This is a genomic window from Streptomyces sp. H39-S7 (assembly GCF_027158205.1).
In the GTDB taxonomy this organism is placed as follows: domain Bacteria; phylum Actinomycetota; class Actinomycetes; order Streptomycetales; family Streptomycetaceae; genus Actinacidiphila.
The window spans coordinates 54,587-80,575 of the sequence record NZ_JAPVLU010000033.1 but is presented as its reverse complement, the minus strand read 5'-3'; the positions used below and the strand labels follow the sequence as shown (position 1 = coordinate 80,575).

General features: G+C 71.8%; 22 protein-coding genes. 13 read left to right on the top strand and 9 right to left on the bottom strand.

Translation table 11 applies throughout. The annotated features are described in order from the left end of the window. Positions 1-152: 152 nt before the first annotated feature. From O3X23_RS28295 to O3X23_RS28275, 5 genes are all read right to left on the bottom strand, one after another. Positions 153-1,391 (bottom strand): PQQ-binding-like beta-propeller repeat protein, encoded by a 1,239-nt coding sequence (locus O3X23_RS28295; RefSeq protein WP_269274414.1) that lies wholly within the window; start codon positions 1,389-1,391, stop codon positions 153-155. Positions 1,392-1,505: 114 nt separating this feature from the next. Then, positions 1,506-3,155 (bottom strand): chitinase, encoded by a 1,650-nt coding sequence (locus O3X23_RS28290; protein ID WP_443047997.1) that lies wholly within the window; start codon positions 3,153-3,155, stop codon positions 1,506-1,508. A gap of 162 nt (positions 3,156-3,317) precedes the next feature. Next, complete coding sequence (locus O3X23_RS28285) at positions 3,318-3,614, bottom strand: hypothetical protein (protein WP_269274413.1); 297 nt, start codon at positions 3,612-3,614, stop codon at positions 3,318-3,320. Then, positions 3,611-4,366: a TetR/AcrR family transcriptional regulator gene (locus tag O3X23_RS28280; RefSeq protein WP_269274412.1), complete on the bottom strand. Its 756-nt coding sequence runs from the start codon at positions 4,364-4,366 to the stop codon at positions 3,611-3,613. Before O3X23_RS28280 ends, O3X23_RS28285 begins: the two co-directional genes overlap by 4 nt. A 70-nt stretch (positions 4,367-4,436) precedes the next feature. Further along, complete coding sequence (locus tag O3X23_RS28275; protein ID WP_269274411.1) at positions 4,437-5,327, bottom strand: AurF N-oxygenase family protein; 891 nt, start codon at positions 5,325-5,327, stop codon at positions 4,437-4,439. A 161-nt stretch (positions 5,328-5,488) separates the two neighbouring features. Between O3X23_RS28275 and O3X23_RS28270 the strand changes: the two genes are divergently transcribed. The 3 genes from O3X23_RS28270 (at position 5,489) to O3X23_RS28260 (ending at position 8,692) form a co-directional block, all read left to right on the top strand. Then, a complete protein-coding gene (locus tag O3X23_RS28270; RefSeq protein WP_269274410.1) occupies positions 5,489-6,604 on the top strand; it encodes a ferritin-like domain-containing protein in 1,116 nt (371 codons plus the stop codon). Between the two features lie 77 nt (positions 6,605-6,681). Continuing rightward, a complete protein-coding gene (locus O3X23_RS28265; protein ID WP_269274409.1) occupies positions 6,682-7,821 on the top strand; it encodes a CapA family protein in 1,140 nt (379 codons plus the stop codon). A gap of 106 nt (positions 7,822-7,927) precedes the next feature. Continuing rightward, positions 7,928-8,692 (top strand): polysaccharide deacetylase family protein, encoded by a 765-nt coding sequence (locus O3X23_RS28260; RefSeq protein ID WP_269274408.1) that lies wholly within the window; start codon positions 7,928-7,930, stop codon positions 8,690-8,692. Positions 8,693-8,728: 36 nt separating this feature from the next. On the opposite strand, the gene O3X23_RS28255 is transcribed toward O3X23_RS28260, so the two are convergent. Further along, positions 8,729-10,180 (bottom strand): penicillin-binding transpeptidase domain-containing protein, encoded by a 1,452-nt coding sequence (locus O3X23_RS28255; protein WP_269274407.1) that lies wholly within the window; start codon positions 10,178-10,180, stop codon positions 8,729-8,731. Beyond that, positions 10,177-11,532 carry an FtsW/RodA/SpoVE family cell cycle protein gene (locus O3X23_RS28250; RefSeq protein WP_269274406.1) on the bottom strand — a complete coding sequence of 452 codons (1,356 nt, stop codon included), beginning with the start codon at positions 11,530-11,532 and terminating at the stop codon, positions 10,177-10,179. Before O3X23_RS28250 ends, O3X23_RS28255 begins: the two co-directional genes overlap by 4 nt. Positions 11,533-11,628: 96 nt before the next feature. On the opposite strand from O3X23_RS28250, the gene O3X23_RS28245 reads away from it, so the two are divergent. From O3X23_RS28245 to O3X23_RS28235, 3 genes are all read left to right on the top strand, one after another. Then, on the top strand, positions 11,629-12,282 hold the full coding sequence (locus O3X23_RS28245) for a pentapeptide repeat-containing protein (protein ID WP_269274405.1): 654 nt from the start codon (positions 11,629-11,631) through the stop codon (positions 12,280-12,282). Between the two features lie 31 nt (positions 12,283-12,313). Continuing rightward, the gene (locus O3X23_RS28240) at positions 12,314-12,802 is read left to right on the top strand and encodes a glutathione peroxidase (protein ID WP_269274404.1); all 489 of its coding nucleotides are present in this window, start codon (positions 12,314-12,316) and stop codon (positions 12,800-12,802) included. Positions 12,803-13,082: 280 nt separating this feature from the next. Beyond that, positions 13,083-13,715 carry a hypothetical protein gene (locus tag O3X23_RS28235; protein WP_269274403.1) on the top strand — a complete coding sequence of 211 codons (633 nt, stop codon included), beginning with the start codon at positions 13,083-13,085 and terminating at the stop codon, positions 13,713-13,715. Between the two features lie 233 nt (positions 13,716-13,948). On the opposite strand, the gene O3X23_RS28230 is transcribed toward O3X23_RS28235, so the two are convergent. Both O3X23_RS28230 and O3X23_RS28225 read right to left on the bottom strand, forming a co-directional pair. Next, a complete protein-coding gene (locus O3X23_RS28230) occupies positions 13,949-14,140 on the bottom strand; it encodes a hypothetical protein (RefSeq protein ID WP_269274402.1) in 192 nt (63 codons plus the stop codon). A gap of 154 nt (positions 14,141-14,294) precedes the next feature. Further along, positions 14,295-15,302, bottom strand: a complete 1,008-nt coding sequence (locus O3X23_RS28225; protein WP_269274401.1) for a helix-turn-helix transcriptional regulator — start codon at positions 15,300-15,302, stop codon at positions 14,295-14,297. Between the two features lie 385 nt (positions 15,303-15,687). Between O3X23_RS28225 and O3X23_RS28220 the strand changes: the two genes are divergently transcribed. The 7 genes from O3X23_RS28220 to O3X23_RS28190 all read left to right on the top strand — a co-directional run bounded on the left by O3X23_RS28220 (position 15,688) and on the right by O3X23_RS28190 (position 25,979). After that, a complete protein-coding gene (locus O3X23_RS28220; protein WP_269274400.1) occupies positions 15,688-17,508 on the top strand; it encodes a fatty acyl-AMP ligase in 1,821 nt (606 codons plus the stop codon). Then, a complete protein-coding gene (locus O3X23_RS28215) occupies positions 17,502-19,283 on the top strand; it encodes an acyl-CoA dehydrogenase (RefSeq protein ID WP_269274399.1) in 1,782 nt (593 codons plus the stop codon). Before O3X23_RS28220 ends, O3X23_RS28215 begins: the two co-directional genes overlap by 7 nt. A 38-nt stretch (positions 19,284-19,321) precedes the next feature. Further along, positions 19,322-19,615, top strand: coding sequence for an acyl carrier protein (locus O3X23_RS28210; protein WP_269274398.1), 294 nt, complete (start codon positions 19,322-19,324; stop codon positions 19,613-19,615). After that, complete coding sequence (locus O3X23_RS28205; RefSeq protein ID WP_269274397.1) at positions 19,615-22,656, top strand: type I polyketide synthase; 3,042 nt, start codon at positions 19,615-19,617, stop codon at positions 22,654-22,656. The genes O3X23_RS28210 and O3X23_RS28205 overlap by 1 nt, the downstream gene beginning before the upstream one ends. Next, positions 22,653-23,672 carry a 3-oxoacyl-ACP synthase III family protein gene (locus O3X23_RS28200; protein WP_269274396.1) on the top strand — a complete coding sequence of 340 codons (1,020 nt, stop codon included), beginning with the start codon at positions 22,653-22,655 and terminating at the stop codon, positions 23,670-23,672. Before O3X23_RS28205 ends, O3X23_RS28200 begins: the two co-directional genes overlap by 4 nt. Positions 23,673-23,784: 112 nt before the next feature. Continuing rightward, positions 23,785-25,722 carry an HAD-IIIC family phosphatase gene (locus O3X23_RS28195; protein ID WP_269274395.1) on the top strand — a complete coding sequence of 646 codons (1,938 nt, stop codon included), beginning with the start codon at positions 23,785-23,787 and terminating at the stop codon, positions 25,720-25,722. Then, positions 25,719-25,979 (top strand): phosphopantetheine-binding protein, encoded by a 261-nt coding sequence (locus tag O3X23_RS28190; RefSeq protein WP_269274394.1) that lies wholly within the window; start codon positions 25,719-25,721, stop codon positions 25,977-25,979. The genes O3X23_RS28195 and O3X23_RS28190 overlap by 4 nt, the downstream gene beginning before the upstream one ends. The last annotated feature ends 10 nt before the right edge of the window (positions 25,980-25,989 follow it).

Here is a 25,989-nt window from a genome sequence, read left to right as displayed (position 1 = left end):
TCCGTCGGGCCACTGACATCCCCTCACTTCCGTTCGCACAGCGGTGATCACCTGCTGCGTCAAGATCCTGTCATGGGTTGTCGTATCTTCGACAGTGGGAATAGGCGATTCCGCTCAATCCGGTCACCCCTGCGGTGTCCCCCGCCACCTGCTCAGCCCATCGGCAGTGCCGTCACCGAGTTCCCGTTCTGAACGAACAGGACGCTACCCCGGGTGACGAGGCGTATGCCCGCGGCGGTTCCGCTTCCGGTTCCCGCTCCGGGGACCCGGTAGCTCCACACCGCCTTGCGGGTGCGGACGTCGAACGCGGCGACGCACGGCCGGCCCCCGGCGGTGGGTGCGTGCAGTACTCCGCCGTGCACCACCGGCGCGCACTGGGTGCCCAGCGGTGTCGCGGGGCCGCTCTCCCACAGCGGGGCGCCGGTGCGGGCGTCGAGGGCGAGCACGCCCGCGGCGGATCCGGTGGCGTACAGGACGCCGTCGGCGACGACCGGATCGCTGTACGTCCGGTCGCGGGGGCTGTGGCGCCAGGCGACGGCGCCGTCGTCGAGGGCGATGGCGGTGACCCCGCCGCCCGCCACGTAGGCCCGCGGGCCGGCGACCGCCGGGCGGCCGTTGCCGGCCCCCGGCAGGGCGCGCGTCCACTGCCGGTCGCCGGTCCGCCGGTCGAGGGAGGTCAGGGCGCCGCCGTCGCAGTACAGCAGTCGGTCGCCGGCCAGCACCGCCGTGGGCGCCTCGGAGGGGCTGTGCCCGGCGGTCGTCCGCCACAGTTCGCGGCGGTCCCTGAGGTCGTAGGCGAGCAGCAGGGCGGTGTAGTCGTCGTCGAGCGGGCTGCCCTGGGACGCGGTCAGATACAGCGCGCGGCCGTCGGAGGCCAGCAGCGCGTCCTGGGCGAAGCGGAGGCCGGCCGCGGGCTCCAGGGTCCAGCGGACCCGGCCCCTGGCGGCCGGGTCGACCGCGCGCGGGGCGGTGGCGCCGACGGTGGAGGCCACGTCCGCGAGCAGGCCGTCACCGGTGGCCACCGGCGAGCCGTCGGGTTCGAAGCCGCCGGCGGTCCACAGCGGCTTCCCGGTGCGGGGGTCGAGGCCGATCAGGCCGTCGTACCCCTTGAGGACGAGGAGGGTGTCGCTCACCGCCACCGGCGCGACGTCCACCAGTTCGGGGCCCTGGTACGTCCACAGCGGGGGCGGCGCGCTGCCGGGCGGCCGGGGGCCCCTGGTGCGGGGGCGCGCGGCCGGGCTGCCGGAGGGGTCGCCGCCGGCGGCCTTCTCGCGGGCCGTGCCGGGGCCTTTGCGCAGCCAGGCGATCCCGGCCGCGCTCGCCATCGCGGCGCCGCCGAAGGACACCGTCAGCAGGGCCCGGCGCGACATTCCGGCGGGCTGGTCCGACATGTGTGCGTGCCCCCTCTGGCCTGGACCTGTCGAGGGAGAGTACGACCGCCCCCGGCCGGAAGCCAGTCCGGACGGGGGCGGTGCGTGGTTGCGTCGGGTTGCCGCTGGTTGGTGTCAGCTTCCGAAGTACGACCGGAAATTGTTGGAGAACTCCCAGTTGCTGTACTTGTCCCAGTTCACCGACCAGGTCATCAGGCCGCGCAGGGCGGGCCAGGTGCCGTGGGTGGTGTAGCTGCCGCAGTTCGTCTTCTTGGTGAGGCAGTCCAGCGCCTTGTTCACCTCGGCGGGAGCGGTGTAGCCGTTGCCGGCGTTGGTGCTCGCCGGCATGCCGATGGCGATCTGCGAGGGCGCCAGCGGCGGGAACATGTTGGCGGTGTTGCCCGCGACGGGGAAGCCGGTGAGGAGCATGTCGGTCATGGCGATGTGGAAGTCCGCGCCGCCCATGGAGTGGTACTGGTTGTCCAGGCCCATGATCGAACCCGAGTTGTAGTCCTGCACGTGCAGGAGGGTCAGATCGCCGCGCATCGCGTAGATCACGGGCAGGTAGGCGCCGGCGCGCGGGTCCTGGCCGCCCCACGGGCCCGAGCCGTAGTACTGGTAGCCGAGCTGTACGAAGAAGGTCTCCGGGGCCATCGTCAGGACGAAGCCGCTGCCGTACTTGGCCTTGAGGGTCTTCAGCGCGGAGATCAGGTTGACCACGACCGGCGTCGTCGGGTTCTTGAAGTCGGTGTCGCCGGTGTTGAGGGAGAGCGAGTGGCCCTCGAAGTCGATGTCGAGGCCGTTGAGCCCCCACTTGTCGATGATCGCGCTCACCGAGGAGACGAAGGTGTCGCGGGCCGCGGCGGTGGTCAGCTGGACCTGGCCGTTCTGGCCGCCGATGGAGATGACGACCTTCTTGCCCTGGGCCTGCTTGGCCTGGATGGCGGCCTTGAACTCGGCGTCCGACTCGACGCCGGCGCACTCGGTCGCGGGGCAGCGGTTGAAGCGGATGTCGCCGGAGGTGACGGAAGTCGGCTCACCGAAGGCCAGGTCGATGACGTTCCAGGTGCTGGGGACGTCGGCCATGCGGGTGTAGCCCGCACCGTTGGCGAAGCTCGCGTGCAGGTAGCCGACCAGCGCGTGGGTGGGCAGTCCGCCGGAGGGCGGCGGGGTGGTGGGCGGCGTGGTGGGGGGAGTGGTCGGCGGCGTCGTGGGGGGCGTCGTCGGCGGGGTGGTGGGGGGAGTCGTGGGCGGTGTCGTGGGCGGGTTGGTCGGGCCGCCCGGCCCGCTGAGCGAGGCGTCGTCGGCGTAGTAGGCCGGCTGGCCGTACCAGCCGTGCAGGTAGACCGTGGCGCTGGTCTGGCTCGCGCCGGTCGTGAAGTTGACGCTCAGCTGCTGGTACGCGCCACCGGTGCCGGGCGTCCAGGTGCTGGCGCCGCCGTCCACGCCGATGTACACGTACGAGCCCTTGACCTGCGCGGAGAAGGTGTACGCGGTGTTCGGCGCGACGGTGACGGTCTGCTTGCACTGGGCGGTGTCGCCCGCGCCCGGGGTGCCGGCGAGCGCGTAACTCCCGCTCTTGGCCTGCCCGGTGACGGCTTTGGCGCTCGTGTCGCAGGTCCAGCCGGACAGGGATCCGGTCTCGAAGCCGCCGTTGACCAGGAACTCGCCGGCGGAGGCGGCGGGGGCGAGCGCGACCAGGCCGCCGAGGGTGGCGACACAGGCGAGAGTGGCCGCACCGGCGATGGCGGATCTCGACCGGCCGCGGAAGGGGGATGTGAGCACGGGGGGATGCTCCTTCTGCTTCAAGGAGTGCGCACGACGCGGCGCGCCTGACAAGGCGCAGCAAACAGGTCTGGACCAATCCTGTCAATGGTCTGAACCAACACCCGTGCGACACCCGCCGGACGCCGCATCCCCGCGCGGCCGTCATCTGCCGTTATGTCGTCAATCCCCGGACGGACGCGTCCCCTTGTTCCGTACGCTCCTCGACCACGGCCACCTCAGCCGGGTGTCGGGCACGGTCCCCTCGGGGTCGTACACGAAGACCCACCGGGTCTGCCGTGCCGCGCGCGGGCCGGGGCTCGGCTCGCGGTGGTAGACGTGCACCACCGGTTTGCCCCCGTCGGCGTCCGGCACCGGCACGGTGTACACCTTCGGCGGCTGCCCGGTCGCGCCCACCAGGACGCCCATCAGGCGCCCGTCCAGCGGGCCGCCGACGAACTCCGTGTTCTCGCTTCTCACGCGCCCAGCATCCCACGGCCGTCGCTGTCGGGGAGCAGATGCGCGACGGCCTCCGCGATCGGGGCCAGCCGCAGCGCCAGTTCGCCGGCCGGGCTGTCGGGCGTCTCCAGGGCCAGCGCCGCCGCGGCGACCTCGGCCGTCTCCAGGTCGGTGGTCGCGGTGACCACCAGCAGGCCGGTGAGATGGTCGACGAGCCAGCCGCGCAGCTCCGGCAGCGGCGGCTGCTTGCCCTCGTCCAGCCAGGTCAGCGAGACCGCCTCCACGGAGGCGATCCAGGAGCGGACCATCATCGCGAGGCGCGGGCCGGGATTCGGCGCCCCCAGGTGCAGCAGCACCTGCTCGGCCGCGCCGCGCCGGACCCCGTCGACGATCGCGCCCGTCCTGCTGGTCTCCGCCACGCTGCCGCCGCGCAGCAGCGCGGAGTAGGCGGCGTCGTGCTCGTCGACGAAGGCGAGATAGCGGTCCAGGGCGTGCGCGAGGCGCTGCGTCGGCGCCCCCTGCGACGGTTCGATGAAGCACTTCATCAGCTCATCGGCGGCATTGTGCATCGCGGCCTCGTACAACTGCTGTTTGCCACCTGGGAAGTACCGGTAGACCAGCGGCCGCGACACCCCCGCCGCCGCCGCGACGTCGTCGACGGACACGTCCTCGGGGCGGTGGTGCCCGAAGAGGTCCACCGCTGCCGCGAGCAACTGCGTACGGCGTTGCTCGACGCTGAGTCGGCGGTATGCGGGCGCCGCGCTGCCGTTCATGGGCGCAGCCTAACCGCTGGGGCCGGGGGCGGGTCCGGTGACGACCGCGCACCAGGCCGTAAGGGGCCGTTCAGGCCAGCAGTCCCGAGGCGCGCCACAGCCGGCGGCCGGGGCCGCGCAGCACGTCGATTTCCTCCAGGAACTCGACGAGCCGCTTCGCGGACTGCAGCATGACGTCCCGGCGGTGGCCGCTGGCCTTCACCTGCGCCATCGCGTAGGCCGGGTCGAGCCCGACCGCCGTGTACACCTTCGGGCTGATCAGCGAGCCCGCCACGACCCTGGCGATCTCTCCTGAGGTCAGCCGGGTGAGCTCGCGCTCCCAGCGGGGGGCGGTCGACATCTGGCGGGTCAGCTCCTCCCGGGCGTACCGCACGTGCCGGGCCTCCTCGACCACATGGATCCGGGTCACCCCGCGCACCAGCGGCTGGACGCGCTCGTCCGGGAAGGTCAGCCGCTGCATCCAGTCGAGGATCTCCTCGACGAGCAGCGTCCCGGTGAAGGCGCCCGGCGTGGTGGCGTACGTCTTCAGGATCCGGCCCAGGTTGAGGTTGAGCCTGCTGGGCCGGTAGACCGGGGTGGCGGACTTCTTGACCAGCCGGCCGAACATCATCGAGTGCCGGCACTCGTCGGCGACCTCGGTCAGCGCGTACCGGACGTGCTGGCTGGTGGGGTCGAGGGCGTAGATGTGCCGGGCGAGCAACTGCATCAGGATGACCTCGAACCAGATGCCCATCGAGGCGATGCTCGCGCCCTCGTGCCGGCTCAGCGCAATGCGCTGCTCCTGCGACATGTGCTTCCACAGCGGGGTGTCGTAGAGAGAGCACAGCTCAGGGGGCCAGAACCACTTCCCGTCCTCGAACGGGGCGTCCCAGTCCAGCTCGGTGTCGGGGTCGAAGGAGTGTCGGGCGGAGGCGGCCAGCAGCCGCTCCGCGACCTTCTCGCGCTCCGTGATCTTGGTCATGATGGGGGCCATACGCTTATGAGACTGCTTGTCAGCAAGCACGTCAATCCCTCGCGCAGAACTTGTTGACCCGGCGGTAACCCACGTGTGAGTCTGCCAACGACTGCACGGCCAACGACCGCACCCCGTAAGGAATTCGGGCGAGTGACGAGGAGGCGTCAGTGTCGACGCACGAGCTGTACACGAATGCACCGGCCGAAGCGCTCTGGGAAGTCTCGGCGAGCGGTGCCGCCCGCTTCTCCTGGGAGTACGACGACGGGCGCGACCGGCTGCTGGCCCTCTACCAGAAGGGCAAGGACAAGCAGTGGGACGCCGTCAGGAGGATCGACTGGGACCTGGAGGTCGACCCCTACGACCCGCTCGGCGTCCCGGACGAGGCGCTCACGATCTACGGGTCCCGCTACTGGGACACGATGAACGAACAGAACAAGAAGGACCTGCGGCGGCATTACGCCTCCTGGCAGTTCAGCCAGTTCCTCCACGGCGAGCAGGGCGCCATGGTCTGCGCCGCCCGCATCGTCGAATCCGTTCCCGATCTGGACGCCAAGTTCTACTCCGCGACCCAGACCATGGACGAGGCGCGGCACGCCGAGATATACGCCAGGTTCCTTCAGGAAAAGGTCGGGATGCTCTATCCGATCAACGACCAGCTCCAGGGACTGCTCGGCGACACACTGCGCGATTCCCGCTGGGACATGCCCTACCTCGGAATGCAGGTCCTCATCGAAGGACTCGCCCTCGCCGCGTTCGGCATGCTCCGCGACACCACGGACAAGCCGCTTCCCAAGCAGATCCTGGCCTACATCATGCAGGACGAGGCCCGGCACGTCGCCTTCGGGCGAATGGCGCTGCGCGACTACTACAAGCAGCTCAGCGACGGTGAACTCCGGGAGCGCGAGGAATTCGTCATCGAGGGCTGCTATCTGATGCGCGACCGGCTGCGCGGGGTCGAGGTGCTGGAGAACTTCGGAATCCCGCGAAAGGACGCCGAGGAACTCAGCGAGAATTCCGAGTACCTCCACCTCTTCCGTCAGCTGCTCTTCAGCCGGATCGTGCCGTGCGTGAAGGACATCGGCCTGTGGGGTCCCCGGCTGCAGAAGGCGTACGTCGATATGGGCGTCTTCGAAATGGGCGACTCCAACCTCGACCTGCTCATGGCCGAGGACGAGGAGATCGCCGAGAAGCTGGACGCCGAGCGCTTCGCCGCCGAGGAGTCGGCCCGCGTCGCGGAGGTCGCCGACGCGATCACCCTCGGCTCGGGAACGGAGACCGGCTGAATCGGACCGTCTGATTCCCCTTTTCGGACTTCTCCGGGGCGGCGTAAACACCCGCTCGGGAGTCGTACGCTTGCTCGATGCTTGAAGGACCGAGAGCGCGACGGCGCATACGTATGGCGCTGGGGCTCGCACTGCTGACCCTCAGCGCCGCCTGTGGATCCGGCTCGACGCCGTCGCCCGAGGTGCTGGCGCCGATCTCCGGCGCGCCCACCGCGCCGGCGGACGGCGTGCCGGAGGGCTCGGTGGCGCCGGAGGCGAAGGCTCCGGCGGCGCCGGGGACGATCACCCTCGCGTTCGGGGGTGACGTGCACTTCACGGAGCGCACGCAGCCCCGGCTGACCAACGGGATGACGGAGCCGGCGATCGGACCGCTCTCCAAGACCCTGGCGGCGGCCGACTTCTCCATGGTCAACCTGGAGACTGCGATCACCACCCGGGGCACCCCGCAGCCCAAGACGTACCACTTCAGGACACCCGCCGGCGCGCTCGACGTGCTCAAGAAGTCGGGCGTGGACGCGGTCTCGATGGCGAACAACCACGCCGTCGACTACGGCGCGCAGGGGCTGACGGACACCCTCGCCGCGGTCAAGGACGCCCCGATCCCGGTCGTCGGCATCGGCGCGACCCAGGCCGAGGCCTACCGCCCGTACCTGAAGACGATCCGCGGCGTGCGGCTCGCCGTCCTCGCGGCCAGCCAGGTGCAGGACATCACCAACCAGAACTGGCGCGCCACGGCCACCAAGCCGGGCATCGCCTCGGCGCTGGAGGCGACGAAGCTGGTGGCGGCCGTCAAGGCGGCCAGGAAGAAGGCCGACGTCGTGGTCGTCTATCTGCACTGGGGCACCGAGGGGCAGTCCTGCCCGGGTCCTGAGCAGAAGTCCATCGCGGCCAAGCTGGCGGCGGCCGGGGCGACCGCGGTCGTCGGCACGCACGCCCACGTGATGCTGGGCTCCGGGATGATGCGGCAGACCTACGTCGCCTACGGGATGGGCAATCTGCTCTGGTACGGCACCTCGCCCTACCCGAACTCCAACGACACCGGCATCACCACCCTGACGATCGCCAAGGGGAAGGTGGCCGGCGAACGCTTCGCCCCGGGCTTCGTGGACCAGCGCGGTGTGCCCGTGCCCCAGGAGGGCGCGGCGGCGAAGCGCATCAACGACCGCCGTGCCGGGCTGCGTGCGTGCACCGGATTGACAGCGGCGCCGAAGAAGTAGGAACCGGCGCGCTGTCACCGGCATCTATCACTGCAGATGTGCGGGGGTTTGGCTGTGTGTTCAGTCCTGCCGTGCTGCGACGCGACGAGAGAAGGGGACTCAACCCATGGCACGACTCACCGCGAGCCAGCGGAACATAGCGATAACCGTGGCATCGGTCATCGCCCTGATAGCCGCGATAGCCGGGGCGCTGGCGGTGTCCGGCTACAACAAGGCGCAGGCGAAGGAGTCCAAGCCGGCGGTGGACGCGAAGCCCACCCGGCCGGTGCCGATCGAGATCGTGCACATGCCGGAGAGCGGCGGCAAGGCCGTCAACATCACCATCGACGACGGACCCGACCCGACCTGGACGCCGAAGGTGCTCGAGGTGCTGAAGCAGAACGACGTGAAGGCCGTCTTCTGCGTGGTCGGTCCGCAGGCGAAGGCCCACCCCGACCTCATCAAGGAGATCCTCGCGGCCGGGCACCGGCTCTGCGACCACTCGATGACGCACGACACGGGGATGGACAAGAAGTCCGAGGCGTACCAGAGCCAGGAGATCCTCGACGCGCAGCGGATGATCGAGCAGGCGGCGGGCGGCGTGAAGGTGCAGTACTGGCGGGCCCCGGGCGGTGCTTTCACCCCCTTCAACCGCAAGCTCGCGGCGGCGCACGGGATGCGGCCGCTCGGCTGGAACGTGGACTCCAAGGACTTCGAGAAGCCGGGTGTCGGCGCCATCGTGAGCACCGTCAAGCACGAGGTGGCGGGTGGCCCGACCCTCCTCTTCCACGACGGCGGCGGGAAGCGCGACCAGACGGTCGCGGCCCTGGAGAAGGTGCTCCCGTGGCTGAAGCAGCAGGGCTACACGTTCAGCTTCCCGAAGATCTACTAGGGCCGGAACGCCCCTCAGGGGTGTCGTCGGAGCCGGTCAGCCCAGGACGGCCCGCATGACGTCGCGGGCGATGGGGGCCGCGCTGCCGCCGCCGGAGATGTCGGCACGGACGGCCTCGGCGTCCTCGACAACGACGGCCACCGCGACGGCCGGCCGGCCGCCGGCGGCCTTGGCGTAGGAGATGAACCAGGCGTAGGGCATGCCCTTGTTGCCGACGCCGTGCTGGGCGGTGCCGGTCTTGCCGCCGACGGTGACGCCGGGGATGGCGGCGTTGGTGCCGGTGCCCTCGGTGACGACCGCCTCCATCATCTGCCGGAGCCGCGCGGCGGTGCCGTAGCTGACGGCCTGGTGCAGCAGCCGTCCGGAGGCTGCCGAGACCGTGACGCCGTGGGAGTTGGTGATCCGGTCGACGAGGTACGGGGACATCAGCTCGCCGCCGTTGGCCACCGCCGCCGCGACCATCGCCATCTGCAGCGGGGTCGCGGTGGTGTCGTACTGGCCGATGGAGGAGAGGGCGACCTGGTCGGGGCCCATCGTGGTGTCGAAGTTGCTCGGTGCGACGCTCGGCGGGACCCGCAGCCCGCGGTCGTTGAAGCCGAACGCCTGCGCCTGCCGGACCATGCCCCGCAGCCCGATGTCCACGCCGAGCTTCGCGAAGACCGTGTTGCACGAGACGGTGAACGCGACGAGCAGCCCGGCGTCGGCGCAGCCCGCCGCCTCGTTCTCCAGCCGGGTGGTGGTGCCGGGCAGCGTGTAGGGCTCGGGGGAGTCGGTGCGGGCCCTCGGGTCGGTGACCTTGCCGGTCTCCAGGGCCGCGGCGGCGGTGACCACCTTGAAGGTGGAGCCCGGCGGGTACGTCTGGCGGATCGCCCGGTCCAGCATCGGCTGCTCGGGATCGGTGGTCAGCCGGACCCACTCCGCGCCCACGGCCCGACCGGTCCCGGTGATGCCCGAGGGGTCGTAGGAGGGCGTGGAGACCAGCGCCAGGATCCGGCCGGTGGTCGGGTCGAGCGCGGCGACGGCGCCCGTGCGGTCACCGAGCCCGGTGAAGGCGGCCTGCTGGGCGGCGGGGTTGATCGTGGTGTGGACGTCGCCGCCCCGCTGCCGGGCGCGGGTGATCTCGTTCCACAGCGGGAGCGAGGCCAGTTGCGGGTCGGCGCCGGACAGCACGCCGTCCGCGGTGCCCTCCAGCAGCCTCGTCCCGTACACCTGCGACGCGAAGCCGGTGACGGGCGCGTACAGCGGCCCCTGGGCATAAGTGCGCAGGTACGTCAGCTGGTCGCCGGTCGTCCGCGAGCCGGTGACGGGCCTGCCCGCGACGAGGATGTCGCCGCGCGGCTGGTCCCAGCGGGCGATCAGGGCCCGCCGGTTGGCCGGGTTGGCGTTGTACGCGTCGGCCTGGAAGACCTGGACCCGGCCGGTGTTGAGCAGCAGCGCGACCAGCAGGACCAGGGAGCAGGCGGCGGCCCGCCGGATGTAGCGGATCATGGGGTGTCCTCGTGCTCGTCCGGCAGCGGGCGGCGCGCGCTGTCGCTGAGCCGGATCAGCAGCGCGACGATGATCCAGTTGGTGACGACGGACGACCCGCCCTGGGCGAGGAACGGCATCGCCATGCCGGTGAGCGGGATCAGGTCCATCACCCCGCCCGCGATCACGAAGACCTGCAGCGCCAGGATCGAGGCGAGGCCGATCGCCAGCAGCCGTCCGAACGGGTCGCGCAGCGTCAGCCCCGCCCGGTAACCGCGGGCCACCAGCAGCGCGTAGAGCACCAGGAGCACCGTCAGCCCCGCCATGCCCAGCTCCTCGCCCACCGTGGAGAGGATGAAGTCGGACTTGGCGGCGAAGCCGATCAGGTACGAGTGGCCCTGACCGAGCCCGGTGCCGAGCATGCCGCCGGCGCCGAAGGCGAAGAGCGACTGGGCGAGCTGGTTGGGCCCCTCTCCCGCCTCGATACTGGCGAACGGGCTCAGCCAGTCCTCCACGCGCGCGTGGACGTGCGGTTCCACCGTGCCGACGGCGAAGGCGCCGAGCGCCGACAGCAGCAGCCCCACCGCGATCCAGCCGGTCCGGCCGGTCGCGACGTACAGCATCACTACGAAGAGCCCGAAGAAGAGCAGCGAGGTGCCCAGGTCCCGCTCCACGATCAGCAGGCCGACGCTGAGCAGCCAGATCGTCACGATCGGGCCGAGCACCCGGCCGGTGGGCAGCTGCACCTTCCAGAACCTGCGGCCGGCGTACGCCAGGGCTTCGCGGCTGGTGGCGAGGTACGCGGCGAAGAACAGCGCGAGCAGGATCTTGGCGAACTCGCCCGGCTGGATCGAGAAGCCGGCGACCCGGATCCAGATCTTGGCGCCGTTGATCGCGGGGAAGGAGATCGGGACGACCATGAGGAACAGGGCGGCGGCGCAGCAGAGGTACGCGTAGCGCGACAGCACCCGGTGGTCGCGCAGCACCAGGACCACCGCGATGCACAGCCCGATGCCCAGCGTCGACCAGACGAGCTGGGTGGGAGCGCCCTCGGGACCGAGCACCGGTTCCAGGTCGAGCCGGTAGATGAAGACCAGCCCGACCCCGTTGAGCAGGACGGCGATCGGGAGCAGCAGCGGGTCCGCGTAGGGGGCGCGGGCCCTGACCGCGGCATGGGCGAGCAGCGCCAGGATGCCGAGCCCGGCTCCGTACCCCGCCGCGTCGGGCGGCACGGCGCCGCTCTTGGCCAGCCCCACCTCGGCGTAGCCGTAGACCGAGATGAGGACCGCACCGACCAGCAGGGAGAGCTCGACGCCGCGCCGCTTCGGCAGCAGGACGAGGGGCGGGGGAGCGTCGGTGATCGTTGCGCTCATGGGCTGCAACGTAGCAAGCAACGGGGCAGATGTCCCTTATGTGACTCATGGGCACCGCGCGCCCCGATGTCGTGGCCGGGACGTAGGCTGCGTGCTGTGACACCACCCGAGGAGCTTGCCGACCTGCCCTTCGCCGACCTGCTGCGCCCGCACGAGGGCGGCCTGGAGGTCGACGAGCGGTACGACACCGTGCACTTCGACCGGCTCGCCTTCGAGGACGAGAAGGCCTCGGGGGCGCACTTCCTCGAGTGCGCCATCACGGACTGCGGCTTCACCGGCACCCCGCTGCGCGGCGCCCGCTTCAACGACGTCTGGGCGCAGGGCACCCGCTTCACCGGCACGGCGCTCGCCGAGTCCTCCTGGCTCGACACCACCTTCACCGCCTGCGCCCTGGCGGGCATCGAGGCGTACGGCTCGGTGCTGCGGAGGGTTGTGTTCCGCCAGTGCAAGTTCGACTCGGTGAACCTGCGGGCCACCACGCTGCACGACGTGGTCTTCGAGGACTGCGTGCTGCGCGACGTCGACTTCGGCGGCGCCAAGCTCACCGGGGTGACCTTCCCCGGCACCCGGCTGGAGCGCGTCCACCTCGCCCGCGCCACGTTGAAGAAGGCCGACCTGCGCGGCGCCACCACCCTCGAACTCGCCGACGGCCACGAATCGCTCAAGGGTGCCCTCATCACCACCCTCCAGCTCTTCGACCTGGCCCCGGCCCTCGCCCAGACCCTCGGCATCACCGTCAAGGACCAGTAGCCCCAGCACCCAAGGACAGTAGGAGACCCCTGTGAGCCTGTACGACATCCCGCTGCGCACCCTCTCCGGCGAGCCCGCCTCGCTGGCGGACCAGCGCGGCAAGGCGCTGCTCATCGTCAACGTCGCCTCCAAGTGCGGTCTCACGCCGCAGTACGAGGGGCTGGAGCGGCTCCAGCAGCGGTACGCGGAGCGCGGTTTCACCGTGCTCGGGGTGCCCAGCAACCAGTTCGCCGGCCAGGAGCCCGGCAGCGCGGAGGAGATCCAGACCTTCTGCTCCACCAGTTACGGCGTGAGCTTCCCGCTCCTCGAGAAGGCCGACGTGAACGGCGAGGACCGGCACCCGCTGTACACCGAGCTGACGCGGACGAAGGACGCCGAGGGCGAGGCCGGGGACGTGCAGTGGAACTTCGAGAAGTTCCTGGTCGGCCCGGACGGCGAAGTGGCCGCCAGGTTCCGGCCGCGCACCGAGCCCGAGGCCCCTGAGCTGGTCGAAGCCATCGAGGCCGTGCTGCCCGCTTGACCTCGCAAGATCGCAGCTGAGCCCCCTAAGGGCGAGGCCACGCCATGGCGCGATCCGGCAGGTTGCATGTCATTGTCGGGGTGGTCGCTCTGCTGGTTTTCTCTTCTTACCGCCTCGGCGAGGAAGGGACAGCGGAGTGCAGGAGAGCGAATTCCGTACCGGGCATCTTTGCGTGGACACGGATCCTGCGCTGTGCCTCCCTTGCCAGGAGCGGTTGGATCGGCAACTCGCCTTGCTTCCCCGGGTATATGGCGAGTTGGAGGCTGCGCTCGTTCCGGCTGTGGACGGTGGCGACCGTGTCACCGCAGGTGGCCGGCCCGGCATCCCGCTGAACGGGCCGGCTGTCGATGCGCGCGCCGACATCCGAGGCACCCTCGCCTCCTGGGCCGATCTGATAGTCGAGGGCCGCACCGTCCGCCTCCCCCTGCGGACGGTGCCGGCCCTCGCCGCATTCCTACGACGCCATCTGGCATGGCTGGCCGTCCATCCCGCGGCCGAGGACGCCGCGGCGGAGTTCGACGCACTCGTCCGCCGTTGCATGAAGATCGCCAGACCCCGTCTGGAGCGCCGCATCCCCGTCGGCCCCTGCATCGTGCAGTCCTGCCGGGGTCGCCTCACCGCCGTCGTCCGCGAGCCCGGCTCCACGCTTCCCCCGGCTGTGGAGTGCGATAAGGACCGCGCGCATGTCTGGCCGCCGGAGCGCTGGCGCGCTCTGTACCGCGGCCGGGCCGGCGACGGCGTCCCGCCCGGGCTCAGTGCCCGGGAGATCTCCTCGGCCTGGCGGATTCCCGCAGGCACGGTCTACTGGCTCGCCAACGAGCACCAGTGGCGGCGCAAGCGGGACGGCCGGCAGGTCTTCTACGCCCAGGAGGACGTTCTGCAGACGCTGGGCCGCGACCGCCTCACGGGCTGACGCTCCCTACGGGCCCGGCGGATCGCCGGGCCACTCGGGCGCCCGAAGGCGGCCCGGGAACGGTCCGGGGGCAGGCCGGGGGCGGGCAGAAAAAAGGCTGAAAAGATGCGGTGCCGAGTGGCTGAAAAGCACCATTCTCTGGCCGAAAACCGTTTGGACGCAGACAGCGCTGTACGGCCCGCGGCGTAACCGCGAACCGTACAGCGCTGTGGGGGAGGGGGGAAGGTCTGTTGTCAGGCGTTCGCCGAGGCGGGAACCCAGATGGCGGGCGCTGCTGCCGGAGCCCACAACTCCTGGCCGGTGCTCTGTGGCGCGCGCTGCGACTCGCTGGTGGAGTCGTGCGTCGCGGCCATGGCAGTCCCGCCAACTGAAGAAAGGGCGAGCACCAGGGCTGCGACCGCTGTGACCTTGGTCAGGTGCTGCATGCTCGACATCGTGATCCTTGTCTGGGAAGGCAGGAGATTGCTCACGGGTTCGGGATGCCCTTGTAGCAATGCCAGAGTGCCAAAAATGGACGGCAACTGGCCAGTTAGGGCAGGTGCGTAAGTGCGCAATGGCGCGAATCGGAAGGTCATGAGATCAGATGAACCCATGAGTGACGGCGAGGACGCCGGCCTGGAACCGGCTCTCGGCCTGCAGGTATCTCATGACCTCGGAGACCAGGCGGCTCACCGTACGCAGTGAGATCCCCAGTTTCCTGGCGATCCGCTCGTCGGTGAGCCCATTGGCCAGGAGGCGCATGGCAGTGCGGTGCTGCTCGGTCAGCTCACTCGCGGAGTCGAACCGGTCAGCCACTTTGGTCGAGTACGGCACCGAGCGCAACCAGCAGTCCTCGTAGAGGGCGCTGTAGGTACGGACCAGCGCCGTACCGCGGACCAGGAGAGCGGCCTCCGACGGGTTGTCGGGGTTGGCCGCGAGGATCGCGGTGTGCAGGTCGCCGATGCTCAGGTCCAGCGGGACCTGGGGCGCCAGCCGGACCTCCACACCCGCCGAGGCGAGCTCGGAGAGGTACTTGCGCTGCCGCGGCGCCGAGTTGATGCCCTGGGTGTAGATCGCCTGCACCCGGATACCGCGTTTGACCATGTCGGCGTCGCCCTGCAGGGACTCCGCCAGCACCTCGGCCGGCGGCAGCGGCCCCGGATGCATGGACCGCGAACGGGTGGTGAGGGTCGCGTAGTAGTCACCGACCATCTGCCGCTTGCGGCCGTCGCCGGTGATGATCTCGACCTCGACCTTGGCCGCGTCCCGCTGGACCGCGGGCCGGTAGCGCTCCATCAAGGACTCCGACGCTCTGACGATCGCCGTCAGCTCCTCGCGCTGCGCCTGCAGTGCGGCCCGCTGCCGGTCCAGCAGGCTGATCAGCGCGGTGTCCGGATCCACGGGGTCGACCTCCTCCGGGCTGCGTCCGGCACGGATCAGCCCCAGCTCCCGGAGCTCCGCCCAGCCGGTCGCCGCCTCGGTGGCGGAGAGACCCAGACGTGCCGCGGCCGTAGCCGGTGGGCACGACCCCTGATCACGCAATGCCTGGTACAGGGCAAGCCCGACATCGTCGGATTCCGCCGCCCCGCCTCGAACAGTCACAGCCATAGCTACCCCCTCGCCCAGAGGCGACTTTAGCAACGGTTGTGCCATATGCCAGTGGCCCGTAGCCGTGAGATGGCCGGTCGTCGCGGTCGAACGCCGTCGCCGGGCCGTCGCGGCCGGGTTCCACGGGTGAGGGTGATCGAACGCTGTCCGGTGGGCCGGGCTGTGCACGGGCCCCACCCGGGGCTGCCGGGGCTCGCTCCGCACGGCCGGTGATCCATGTCACCCACCGGAATTCCATCCTCTGGGCCGCCGGCCGGTCATGTCAACCAGTTCGCGCAACCGCTGCTTTAGCCGGGCGGCCGACGATCCGAGGACATGTGCGGGACCCGTTCCACGCCGGTCTGTCAGCGGACCGGCGGCTGCGCCGCGAGGGGATGTCGAGGGGATGTCATTGTCAGGCTTCGCCACTTTCACCGAGCTTGTCCTGGAACGGGCCGCGGAGCTCGCCGACGCGGACGCCCATGTCTTCCTGCGGGACGCGGGACCGGCCATGGCGGCCGAGCACCTGACCTACGCGGAGCTGGACCGGGAGGCGCGGCGGATCGCCTCCGTCCTGCAACTGCACGGGGTGGAGGGGCAGCCGGTGCTGCTCCTGTACCCGACGACCGCCGAGTTCCTGAAGGCGTTCGTGGGCTGCCTGTACGCCGGAGCGGTGGCGGTGCCGGCGCCGCTGCCCGGGGACGCGGGCCAGGAGAAGCGGCTGAGCCGTACGTCGGCGGTGATCCGGGACTCGGGGGCGCGGCTGGTGCTGACCGACCGGGCCAACGCCCCGGACATCGCGCTGTGGCTCTCCCGGGCCCGCCGCGAGGACGTGGTCTGCCTGGCCACGGACAACACCGGCTTCGGCGACCCGGCCGCCTGGCAGCCCGTCGCGGCCCGCCCCGACGACCTGGCCTTCCTGCAGTACACCTCGGGCTCGGTCTCCGACCCGCGCGGCGTCATGGTCTCGCACCGCAACCTGCTGGCCAACGAGGCGGCCATCGGCCGGTCCCTGGGCACCACCCGGGAGGACCGGTTCGGCGGCTGGCTGCCGCACTTCCACGACATGGGCTTCATCGCCCACCTGCTGCACCCGCTCTGGCTCGGCAGCTCCTCGGTGCAGATGTCGCCCACCTCCTTCATCAAGCGGCCGGTGCGCTGGCTGCAGGCGATCGACGCGTACGGCGTCACCGCGGGCGGCGGCCCCAACTTCTGCTTCGAGCTGTGCCTGCGCCGCGTCACCGACGAGCAGATCGAGGCGCTCGACCTGTCCCGCTGGCGGCTCGCGCTCAACGGCGCCGAGCCGGTCCGCGCCGACACCCTCAAGGCGTTCGCCGAGCGCTTCGCCCCGGCCGGACTGCGGCCCCGGGCGCTGTACCCCTGCTACGGGCTGGCCGAGGCCACCCTCATCGTGTGCGGCGGCGTCCCCGACGCCCCGTTCACCGAGAAGCAGGCGGACACCAAGGCCCTGGAACGCGACCAGCTGGCTGCGGCCGAACCCGGCAGCCCGCGGCGGACCCTGGTCAGCAGCGGACGGGTCACCGACTTCGACGTGCGGATCGTGGACCCGGCCGGCTACCGGGAGCTGCCGGACGGCGCGGTCGGCGAGATCTGGCTGCGCGGCGACAGCGTCGCCCAGGGCTACTGGCAGCGGCCCGAGGAGTCCGACGCGACCTTCCACGGCACCCTGAACGACGGCGAGACCGGGTTCCTGCGCACCGGGGACCTGGGCGTGCTGGAGGACGGCGAACTCTTCGTCACCGGCCGCCTCAAGGAAGTGATCATCATCAACGGGCGGAACGTGTACCCGCAGGACGTCGAGTTCGCGGTCCGCGCCACCAGCCCGGAGCTCGGCCACGGTGCCGGAGCGGCCTTCAGCGTCGAGGCCGGGCGCGAGCAGCTGGTGGTGGTGCAGGAGGTCAAGGGCGAGGGCACGAGCGCCGCCGACCTGCGGCTGCTGGCCCAGCAGGTGCAGGCGATGATCGGCCAGGACTTCAACATCCCGGCGGGCAACGTCCTGCTGGTCCGGCCGGGCACGATCCGCAGGACCACCAGCGGCAAGGTGCAGCGCACCCTGATGCGGCAGCTCTTCCTCGACGGTGAGCTGCGCGGCGAGTACGAGGCGCTGGACCCGGCCGTGCACGCCGTGGTGCGCGCCCGCGACACCCTGCTCGGCGAGGACCTGCTGCAACCGGAACCGGCCGGCGGGAGAGGCAGGCCGTGGTGACCAGGCCCGCGACCGGAAGCCCCGCCTCCGTCGTCGAGGCGCCTGCACCGCAGCAGCGTGAGGCTGCGGTGCAGGCGCGCGTCGCCGAACTGGAGGCGCTGCTCGGCGACCCCACCGACCCCGGCAACCCCTGCGGCTATCACGCGGTGCTCAACGCCGACCGGGCCGCGGTGCCGTTCGGCCGGGGCGAGGGACTGCTCGACGACTTCGGGATGAACCGCGAGTTCGTCCCCAGCAGGCTCGGCGGCCGGCTGGACTCCATCGACACCCTCGTCCGCGTCATGCGCCCGGTCTTCCGGCGGGACGTCGGGCTCGGCATGAGCTACGGGATGATGTCGTACATGGCCGCCTCCGACGTCTGGATGGCGGGCAGCGACGAGCAGCAGGAATGGCTCGCCGGCGCGATGCTGCGCGGCGCGAAGGCGGCCATCGCGCAGCACGAGACGGCGCACAGCAACACGCTGGTCCGCAGCCAGGTCGCGGCGCGGCCGGCGGCCGGCGGCGGGTTCCTGCTCAGCGGCGGCAAACCGGTGATCAACAACCTGGCCCGCTCGGAGGCCCTGGTGCTGTTCTGCCGCACCGACCCCGCCCCCGGCAGCCGCAGCCATTCGGTGCTGCTCCTCGACCCCGCCGAACTGCCCGCGGACCGCTCCAGGATCGTGCCGCACCGGATGCCGGTGGGACTGCGCGGCAACGCCTTCGCCGGGGTGGAGTTCGACGACTGCCCGGTACCGGGGTCCGCGCTGCTCGGCCCGGTCGGCAGCGGCATCGAGACCGCGCTGCGCTCCTTCCAGATCAGCCGCACCGTCATCGCCGCGACCGCGCTCGCCGCCGTGGACACCAGCCTGCGCACGGCGGTCCGCTTCGACCACGAACACCGCGGCGGCGGCTGGGGCGGCGCCCGGACCGACGCGCAGCGCACCGACGCCGCCGCGACCGGCGCCTTCGTCAACCTGCTGCTGTACGACAGCCTGGCGCTCGTCGCGATGCGCGCGATCCACCTGCTGCCGACGCAGACCAGCGTGTACTCGGCGGCGCTGAAGTACCTGCTGCCACGGATCCTCACCGAGACGATGTACGACCTGTCGATCGTGCTCGGCGCCGGGTTCTACACCCGCGAGGGCACGCTGGGCATCTTCCAGAAGCACGTCAGGGACGTGCCGGTGCTCAGCCTCGGGCACGCGGGCTCGGTCGCCTGCCAGGCCACCGTCATCCCGCAACTGCACCGGCTGGCCCGGCAGTCCTGGTTCACCGAGGACGATGCGGCCGCCGAGCTCTTCCGGCCACGCGCCGAACTGCCGCCGCTGCGCACCGAGTCGCTGAGCCTGGCCTGCGGCCGCGACAGCCTCAGCGCCTCGCTGCTGTCGGTCGCCGCCGCGATACCGGGCCGTACTCCGGTGGAGCGGGCGCTGCGCGGGCTGGCCGGACAACTGGTGGAGGAGTTCCGCGATCTGCGCGACCGGGTCCTGGCCCTGGAGCCCGCGGACCGCACCACCCCGGTCGGGCCGGCCTCGTTCGCCCTGATGGACCGGTACGCGCTGCTGCTCGCGGCGTCCGCGGTGCTGGGGGTGTGGCGCCACAACCAGGATGGCTCCGACCCGTTCCTCGCCGACCCGGCCTGGGCGGCGGCGGCCTTGCACCGCATCGCGCGGCGGCTGGGCGCGAAGGTCCCCGACCTGCCGGGGGAGTGCGAGACGCGGCTCCGGCACGAGGTCCAGGTCCGTTTCAGCGCCCAGCGCAGCTACGACCTCTACAACACTCCCATTCCCGGCTGACGGTTCATGGGCCCGACGCGTATCCAAGGAGTCCAGCGATGACCGCTCCGACGACCCGGCACAGTGCTGTGCTCGCCGACAACCTGCACCGCGGCTGGCTGCTCGACCGGCTCGCGCTCTACCTCAACCGGCCGGCCGGCAGCATCGACCCGACGGTGCCGCTCGCCGAGTTCGGCATGGACTCGGTGGCCGCGCTGAGCCTGTGCGGCGACCTGGAGGACGGGTTCGGGCTGTCGGTGGAGCCGACCCTGCTGTGGGACCACCCGACGGTCGAGAGCCTCGTCGGGTACATGGCAGTGGAGATCCCACGGGTCGCGGAGGTCAACCGCTGATGGACTCCATCGCCATCGTCGGACTCGACTGTGCGTTCCCCGGAGCGCCGGGCGGCGACGCGTACTGGGACCTGCTGATGCGCGGCGGCGACGCCGTCGGCGACATCCCGGAGCAGCGCTGGGACCCCCGTGACCACGCCTCGCGGGAGCCTGGTGCCGGCCGCTCCGCGATGACGCGCGGCGGCTTCCTCGGTGACGCGGACGCCTTCGACAACGACTTCTTCTCGGTGTCGCCGCGCGAGGCCGCCGCGATGGACCCGCATCACCGGCTGCTGCTGCAGTGCGCCTGGCGCGCCCTGGAGGACTCCGGGCGGGCCCCGGGCGCGCTGGCCGGCACCGACGCCGGCGTCTTCGTCGGGGTGATGGGCGGTGAGTGGGGCCGGCTGCGGATGGGCGACCCCGCGGAGATCACTCCGCAGTTGGGCGCGGGCAGCAGCGCGGGCATGACCGCCAACCGCGTCTCGTACCACCTGAACCTCACCGGCCCGAGCCTGGCCGTCGACACCGCCTGCTCCTCGTCGCTCGTCGCCGTGCACCTGGCGGCCGGCGCGCTGCTGGCGGGCGAGTGCGACACGGCGCTGGCCGGCGGGGTGAACCTGGTGCTCTCCCCGGCGCTCGGCATCATCTACACCCAGCTGGGGCTGGCCTCGGCCGACGGCCGCTGCCGTCCGTTCAGCGCGGACGCCGACGGCATCGCGCGCAGTGACGGTGTCGGCCTGGTCGTCCTGCGCAGGACGGCCGACGCGCTCGCCGACGGGCAGCGGATCTACGCGGTGATCCGCGGCACGGCCGTGAACCAGGACGGCCGCAGCAACGGGGTCACCGCCCCCAACCGCTGGTCGCAGCAGAAGGTCGTCGAGGCCGCCTACCGGCGGGCCGGTGTCACCCCGGACCAGGTCGCGTTCATCGAGGCGCACGGCACCGGCACGGTGCTGGGCGACGCCATCGAGTGCGCGGCGCTGGGCTCGGTGCACGGCGTGGAGCGCGCGGAACCGTGCGCGATCGGCTCCGTGAAGGGCAACCTCGGGCACACCGAGGGCGCGGCGGGCATCGCCGGGCTGATCAAGGCGGCCCTGGCGCTGCACCACCGCATCGTCCCGGCCAGCCGCTTCGCGGACCGCGAGAACCCGCAGCTGCGGCTCGCGGAGCGCGGGCTGCGGCTGCTGAAGTCGCCGCTGCGGCTGCCGCCGGGCGAGACCGTGGCCGGGGTGAGCAGCTTCGGGATGGGCGGCACCAACGCGCACGCGGTGCTGGCCACCGCGCCCAGGACGCGTACGAGGAGCACGGTCCGGCGGGACACGGCCTCCGGCGCCGCGGGCGTCTTCACCCTCACCGGCGACACCCCGGAAGCGCTGCGCCGCAATCTCGCGGACCAGGCGGACGCCGTGGCCGAACGCCCGCGCGGCGAGGCGGCGGCACTGTGCTGGAGCAGCAACCGGGTCAAGACCGGGCTGCCGTTCCGCTTCGCCCTCACCGCCCGCGACACCGCGGAACTCGCCGCGGGACTGCGGCAGGCCGCCGGGCAGGAGCTGCCCGGCGGGGTCGCGCACCGCCCGTGGAGCCGGCCCGTGGTGGCCTTCCTCTTCACCGGCCAGGGCAGCCAGTTCCCGGCGATGACCGCCGGGCTCCACCGTGACTCCGCCGTGTACCGGCACTTTCTCGACGAGGCCGACGCGGCCCTCGCCCCGCATACCGGGGGCTCCGTCCGCGACCTGATCCTGGGCGGTGAGCAGCGGATCCACGAGACCGGCAACGCGCAGCCCGCCCTGTTCGCGGTCGGCTACGCCCTGGCCAGCACCCTCACCGAGCTCGGCGTGCGGCCCGCCGCCGTGCTCGGCCACAGCATCGGCGAGTACCCGGCGGCGGTACTGGCCGGCGTGCTGAGCCTGGACGAGGCAGCCCGGCTGGTGGCCGTCCGGGGCGCGCTGATGCAGGAACTGCCCGCGGGCGGCGGAATGCTGGCGGTCAACGCGAGCCCCGCCGACCTCAGGAGCCTGCTCGACGACGAGCCGCGGGTGGGCCTCGGGGCGGTCAACGGGCCCACCGACGTGGTGCTGTCCGGCGCCGTGAAGGCGCTGGAGCGCATCGCGGAGATCCTGCGCGCGCGGGGCGTGCGGACCCGGCCCGTACCGGTCTCGCACGCCTTCCACTCACCGCTGATGGCCCCGGCGCTGGCCCGTTTCGCGCAGACCGCCGGCACCGTCGCCGCCGCGCCCCCGCAGGTGCCGCTGGCCTCCACCCGCTACGGGCGGATGCTGCGCGACGAGCCGATGGACGGCACGTACTGGACCGGCCAGGCGGCCGAGCCGGTGCTCTTCTCGTCCGCGCTGGGAGCCCTCGACGAGGCGCTGGCCCCCACCCATCTGGTCGAGATCGGCCCGAAGCCGCAACTGCTGCCGCTGGCGGGGCGGGCCGGGCTGCGCGGGGACGTCGCGTTCCTGCACCCGGCGCCCGGCGCCGAGGCGTCGGGCCGGGACCTGGCCGAGCTGGTCGCCGCGCTCTTCCGGGCCGGGCTCGACCCCGAGTGGGACGCGCTCTACGCGCCGGGCCGGCGCACCGCCGAACGGCTGCGGCCCTATGTGTTCTCCGACCGGCACCGCTTCTGGCACCAGCCGGCCGAGCCCGCCGGGCGGCAGACCGTGCAGCCGGCCGAACGGCGGACCGTCAGGCCCCCCGGGCGCCCGGCGCACCCCGCGCTCGCGCTGGGCCCGCCCGCCGCGCTGCCGCCCGAGTTCGGCGAACCCGGTGCCCCTTCGGCCCGGCTGGACGCGCTGTCGCAGGAGCGGGAGCCGGTGCTGTCGGCCGTCATCGAGGCGGTCGCGGAGGTCGGTGACTACCCGCTGGAACAGGTCGTGGGCTCCGCGCGGTTCTACGAGGATCTGGGGTTCGACTCCGTGATGATCATGCAGCTCAAGGACCGGATCGAGGCGCGGCTGCCGAACGCCGGCGAGATCTCCGTGCAGCAACTGCTGCCCGCGCTGCGGTCCGTGGGCTCGCTCGCGGAGTTCCTGACCGAGTGCGTCAGCGTGCGTACGCCATGACGGGGGCGACAACGTACCTGGCCTCCGCCGGCACCGCGCTGCCCGGAACGCCGGTGGACAACGGCACTCTGGGGAGGCTGCTCGGCGTGAGCGAGGAGTGGATCGACATCTTCGTCGGCACCAGGACCCGGCACTTCGCCTGGGACCTGGCCACCGGCGAGGTGCACCAGAGCCTCACCGACCTGTGCGCGGAAGCCGGCGACCTGGCCATCGCGGGCGCCGGTCTCGACCCCTCCGACATCGAGTTCCTCGTCCTCACCACCGCGACCCCCGACACCCTGCTGCCGACGACCGCGGCCCGGGTCGCCGACCGGCTCGGGCTCAACTACCTGCCCGCGTACCAGCTCCAGGCCGGCTGCTCCGGCGCGGTGCAAGCCATCGACCTGGGACGTTCCCTGATCGCGGGCGGCAGCGGCGCCGGCCTGGTGATCGGCGGGGACGTCACCAACCGCCACCTCGACCTGCGCCGGGACCTGAGCCGGATGCCCACCGAGGAGCTGGTGAACTACGTGCTGTTCGGGGACGGCGCGGGCGCCGCCGTCCTCACCGCGGAGCCGGTCGGCGAACGCGTCGCGCTGCGCGGGGTGATCAACCGCTTCGCCGGGCTCGGCCGCCCGCCCGGCCAGATCATCGACTGGTACGGGACCACCGACCGGCACACCGAGCGCCGGATGATCTCCGAGGACTACAAGGAGATCGAGGAGAGCGTCCCGGTCATGGCCGTGGAGATCCTCTGGGACCTCCTGGGCCTGCTGGACTGGAAGGTCGAGGACCTGGACTTCCTGCTGCCGCCGCAGCTCTCGACCCGGATGACCCAGCGCATCGTCGAGCACATGGCGGTGCCCGGCGCCCGCGAGATCAGCTGCGTCTCCGACACCGGCAACACCGGCAACGCCCTGCCCTTCCAGCAGATCGAACGACTGCTGCCGGAACTGCGGACCGGCCAGCGCGCGCTCGCCGTCGCGGTGGAGTCCAGCAAGTGGATCAAGACCGGGCTGGCCCTGGAGAAGACCTGAAAAGACCTGAGAAAACCTGAGAGGGCCTGAGAGGGACCTGAGAGGCACCTGAGGAGACCTGGAAAGGTCGGAGAGAGGCCTGCGAAGGTCCGAGAAGGACGGATTGCGTTACATGACAACAGCACTGGAACGGCTGCGGGAGCTCAAGGCGCTCGGGCGGCTGGAGGCCGAGTACGACCGGGTCGCCCCGCTGCTCGCGGAGCTCACCGACGACCCCGGCACGTCCGGCGCCACCGATCTGCCGCGCGCCGGCCGGCTCCTCGCCGGCCTCGACCGCGCCGCCGTGCTGGCCGCCCACCCGGACACCCCGGTCGTCACCGTCGCCGTCACCGGCCAGTCGACCGTGGCCCAGCTCGTCGACCCGCTCACGGCGGAACTGGCCCGCCACGGGCTGCTGCTGCGTCCCGTCCTCGGCGACCACGGCGCCTACCTGCACGATCTGACCTCCGAGCAGGGGCTCTTCCACGGGCTGGCGGCCGACCTCTCGCTCTGCCTGCTCGACGCCGAGACCGTCTTCGCGGAGGTCCCGTCGCCCTGGGACGTCGCCGCGCTGTCCCGTGCCGCCGACGACGTACTGGAACGCCTCACCGGCCTGGCCGCCCACCACGCCGAGCGCCCCGGCACGCTGGTGCTCAACACCCTGCCGCTGCCGCGCCGCCACACCCACCAGCTCGTCGACCACCGGTCCCGGGCCCGGCTCGGCGCGGTGTGGCGCGAGTTCAACGCGGCCCTGCTGCGGCTGACCGAGCGCTTCCCCGGCCTCGCCGTCCTCGACCTCGACCCGCTGATCGCCGACACCGGCCCCGTCTCGGACCCCCGGCTGGCCGGCTACGCCAGGGCCCAGTACACCGCGCCGCTGCTCGCCGCCTACGCCCGCGAAGCCGCCCACCTCGCCAGGTCGCTGCGCGGGATGACGAAGAAGTGCCTGGTGCTCGACCTGGACGACACGCTCTGGGACGGCATCCTGGGCGACGCGGGAGCGGACGGGATCGCGGCCGCCGGCACCTTGCGCGGTGAGGCCTTCGGGGCGTTCCAGCGGATCATCCGACAGCTCGGCGCGCAGGGCGTGCTGCTCGCGGTGAGCAGCAAGAACGACGCCGAGCCGGTGCTCGCCGTGCTCCGCGACCACCCCGACATGGTGCTGCGCGAGACGGACTTCGTCCAGATCAACGCCAACTGGCGGCCCAAGGACGGCAATGTGGCCGAGATCGCCGACGGCCTCGGCATCGGCCTCGACTCCCTCGTCTTCGCCGACGACTCCCCGGCCGAGCGCGCCCAGGTGCGGCACGGCGCCCCGCAGGTCGCCGTCGTCCCGCTCGACGACGAACCGGCCCTGCACGTGACGAGGCTGCTGGCGGACGGCTGGTTCGACACGCCCCGGCTGACGGACGAGGACCGGGCCAGGACCGGGCAGTACCGGGTGGAGCGCGAGCGCCGGGAGCTGCGCGAGGGCAGCGGCTCGCACGCGGACTTCCTGCGCGAGCTGAAGGTGAGCGTGGAACTGGGCGCGCCCCTCGGGCACGAGTTCGCCCGCCTCGCCCAGCTCACCCGGCGCACCAACCAGTTCAACCTCACCGGCCTGCGGTCGGCGCAGGCGGACCTGGAGGCACGGGCCGCCGATCCGGGGCAGTTGCTGCTCGTCGCGCGTGCGGCCGACCGGTTCGGCGACAACGGTCTCGTCGGGGCGGTACTCGGCCATCGTGCGGCCGACGGACTGCATCTGGACAACATCTGGTTGAGCTGCCGCGTTCTGGCAAGGGGCATCGAGCAGGGCTGTGTCGCGGTCCTGCTGGAACGGGCGCGGGACGCCGGGCTGGCCGCGGTGCACGCCCGGTACCGGCCCACCGCGAAGAACCACCGGGTGCGGGACTTCTACCCCTCGCTCGGCTTCGAGGAGGTGGGCGAGGACGGCGACGGTGTCGTGTTCCGCCACGACCTGCGCACGGTTCCCCCGGTGCCGGAACACCTCGCCATCGAGGCGGAGTTCGCACGACTCGCTGGACACGACGGGCACGACGGGCACGACCGACCGGAAGGGAGCCGCGGATGAGCGGCATCGACGACCTGGGCGGCTTCCTCCGGCTGCTGCGCACCGAACTGGGGCTCGCCCTGTCCGACCGGGACGCGTACACCGACCTGGCGGACGTCGACGGCTGGGACTCGCTGCACCTGCTGCGGCTGGTATCGCTCCTGGAGGAGGAGACCGGCCGCCGGGTGCCCGTCAGAGCGGTCCTGGAGGCCCGCACCTTCCAGCAGATCCACGCCCTGGTCGGAGCCGCCGACCGCCCCCGAGCCACGTCGCCCTAGAGCCCGCGCC

Coding starts and splice junctions, on each gene's coding strand:
- O3X23_RS28295 (WP_269274414.1), bottom strand. CDS start 1,391: ATGTCGGACCAGCCCGCCGGAATGTCGCGCCGGGCCCTGCTGACGGTG.
- O3X23_RS28280 (WP_269274412.1), bottom strand. CDS start 4,366: ATGAACGGCAGCGCGGCGCCCGCATACCGCCGACTCAGCGTCGAGCAA.
- O3X23_RS28275 (WP_269274411.1), bottom strand. CDS start 5,327: ATGACCAAGATCACGGAGCGCGAGAAGGTCGCGGAGCGGCTGCTGGCC.
- O3X23_RS28265 (WP_269274409.1), top strand. CDS start 6,682: ATGCTTGAAGGACCGAGAGCGCGACGGCGCATACGTATGGCGCTGGGG.
- O3X23_RS28260 (WP_269274408.1), top strand. CDS start 7,928: ATGGCACGACTCACCGCGAGCCAGCGGAACATAGCGATAACCGTGGCA.
- O3X23_RS28255 (WP_269274407.1), bottom strand. CDS start 10,180: ATGATCCGCTACATCCGGCGGGCCGCCGCCTGCTCCCTGGTCCTGCTG.
- O3X23_RS28250 (WP_269274406.1), bottom strand. CDS start 11,532: ATGAGCGCAACGATCACCGACGCTCCCCCGCCCCTCGTCCTGCTGCCG.
- O3X23_RS28230 (WP_269274402.1), bottom strand. CDS start 14,140: ATGCAGCACCTGACCAAGGTCACAGCGGTCGCAGCCCTGGTGCTCGCC.
- O3X23_RS28225 (WP_269274401.1), bottom strand. CDS start 15,302: ATGGCTGTGACTGTTCGAGGCGGGGCGGCGGAATCCGACGATGTCGGG.
- O3X23_RS28220 (WP_269274400.1), top strand. CDS start 15,688: ATGTCATTGTCAGGCTTCGCCACTTTCACCGAGCTTGTCCTGGAACGG.
- O3X23_RS28210 (WP_269274398.1), top strand. CDS start 19,322: ATGACCGCTCCGACGACCCGGCACAGTGCTGTGCTCGCCGACAACCTG.
- O3X23_RS28205 (WP_269274397.1), top strand. CDS start 19,615: ATGGACTCCATCGCCATCGTCGGACTCGACTGTGCGTTCCCCGGAGCG.
- O3X23_RS28200 (WP_269274396.1), top strand. CDS start 22,653: ATGACGGGGGCGACAACGTACCTGGCCTCCGCCGGCACCGCGCTGCCC.
- O3X23_RS28195 (WP_269274395.1), top strand. CDS start 23,785: ATGACAACAGCACTGGAACGGCTGCGGGAGCTCAAGGCGCTCGGGCGG.
- O3X23_RS28190 (WP_269274394.1), top strand. CDS start 25,719: ATGAGCGGCATCGACGACCTGGGCGGCTTCCTCCGGCTGCTGCGCACC.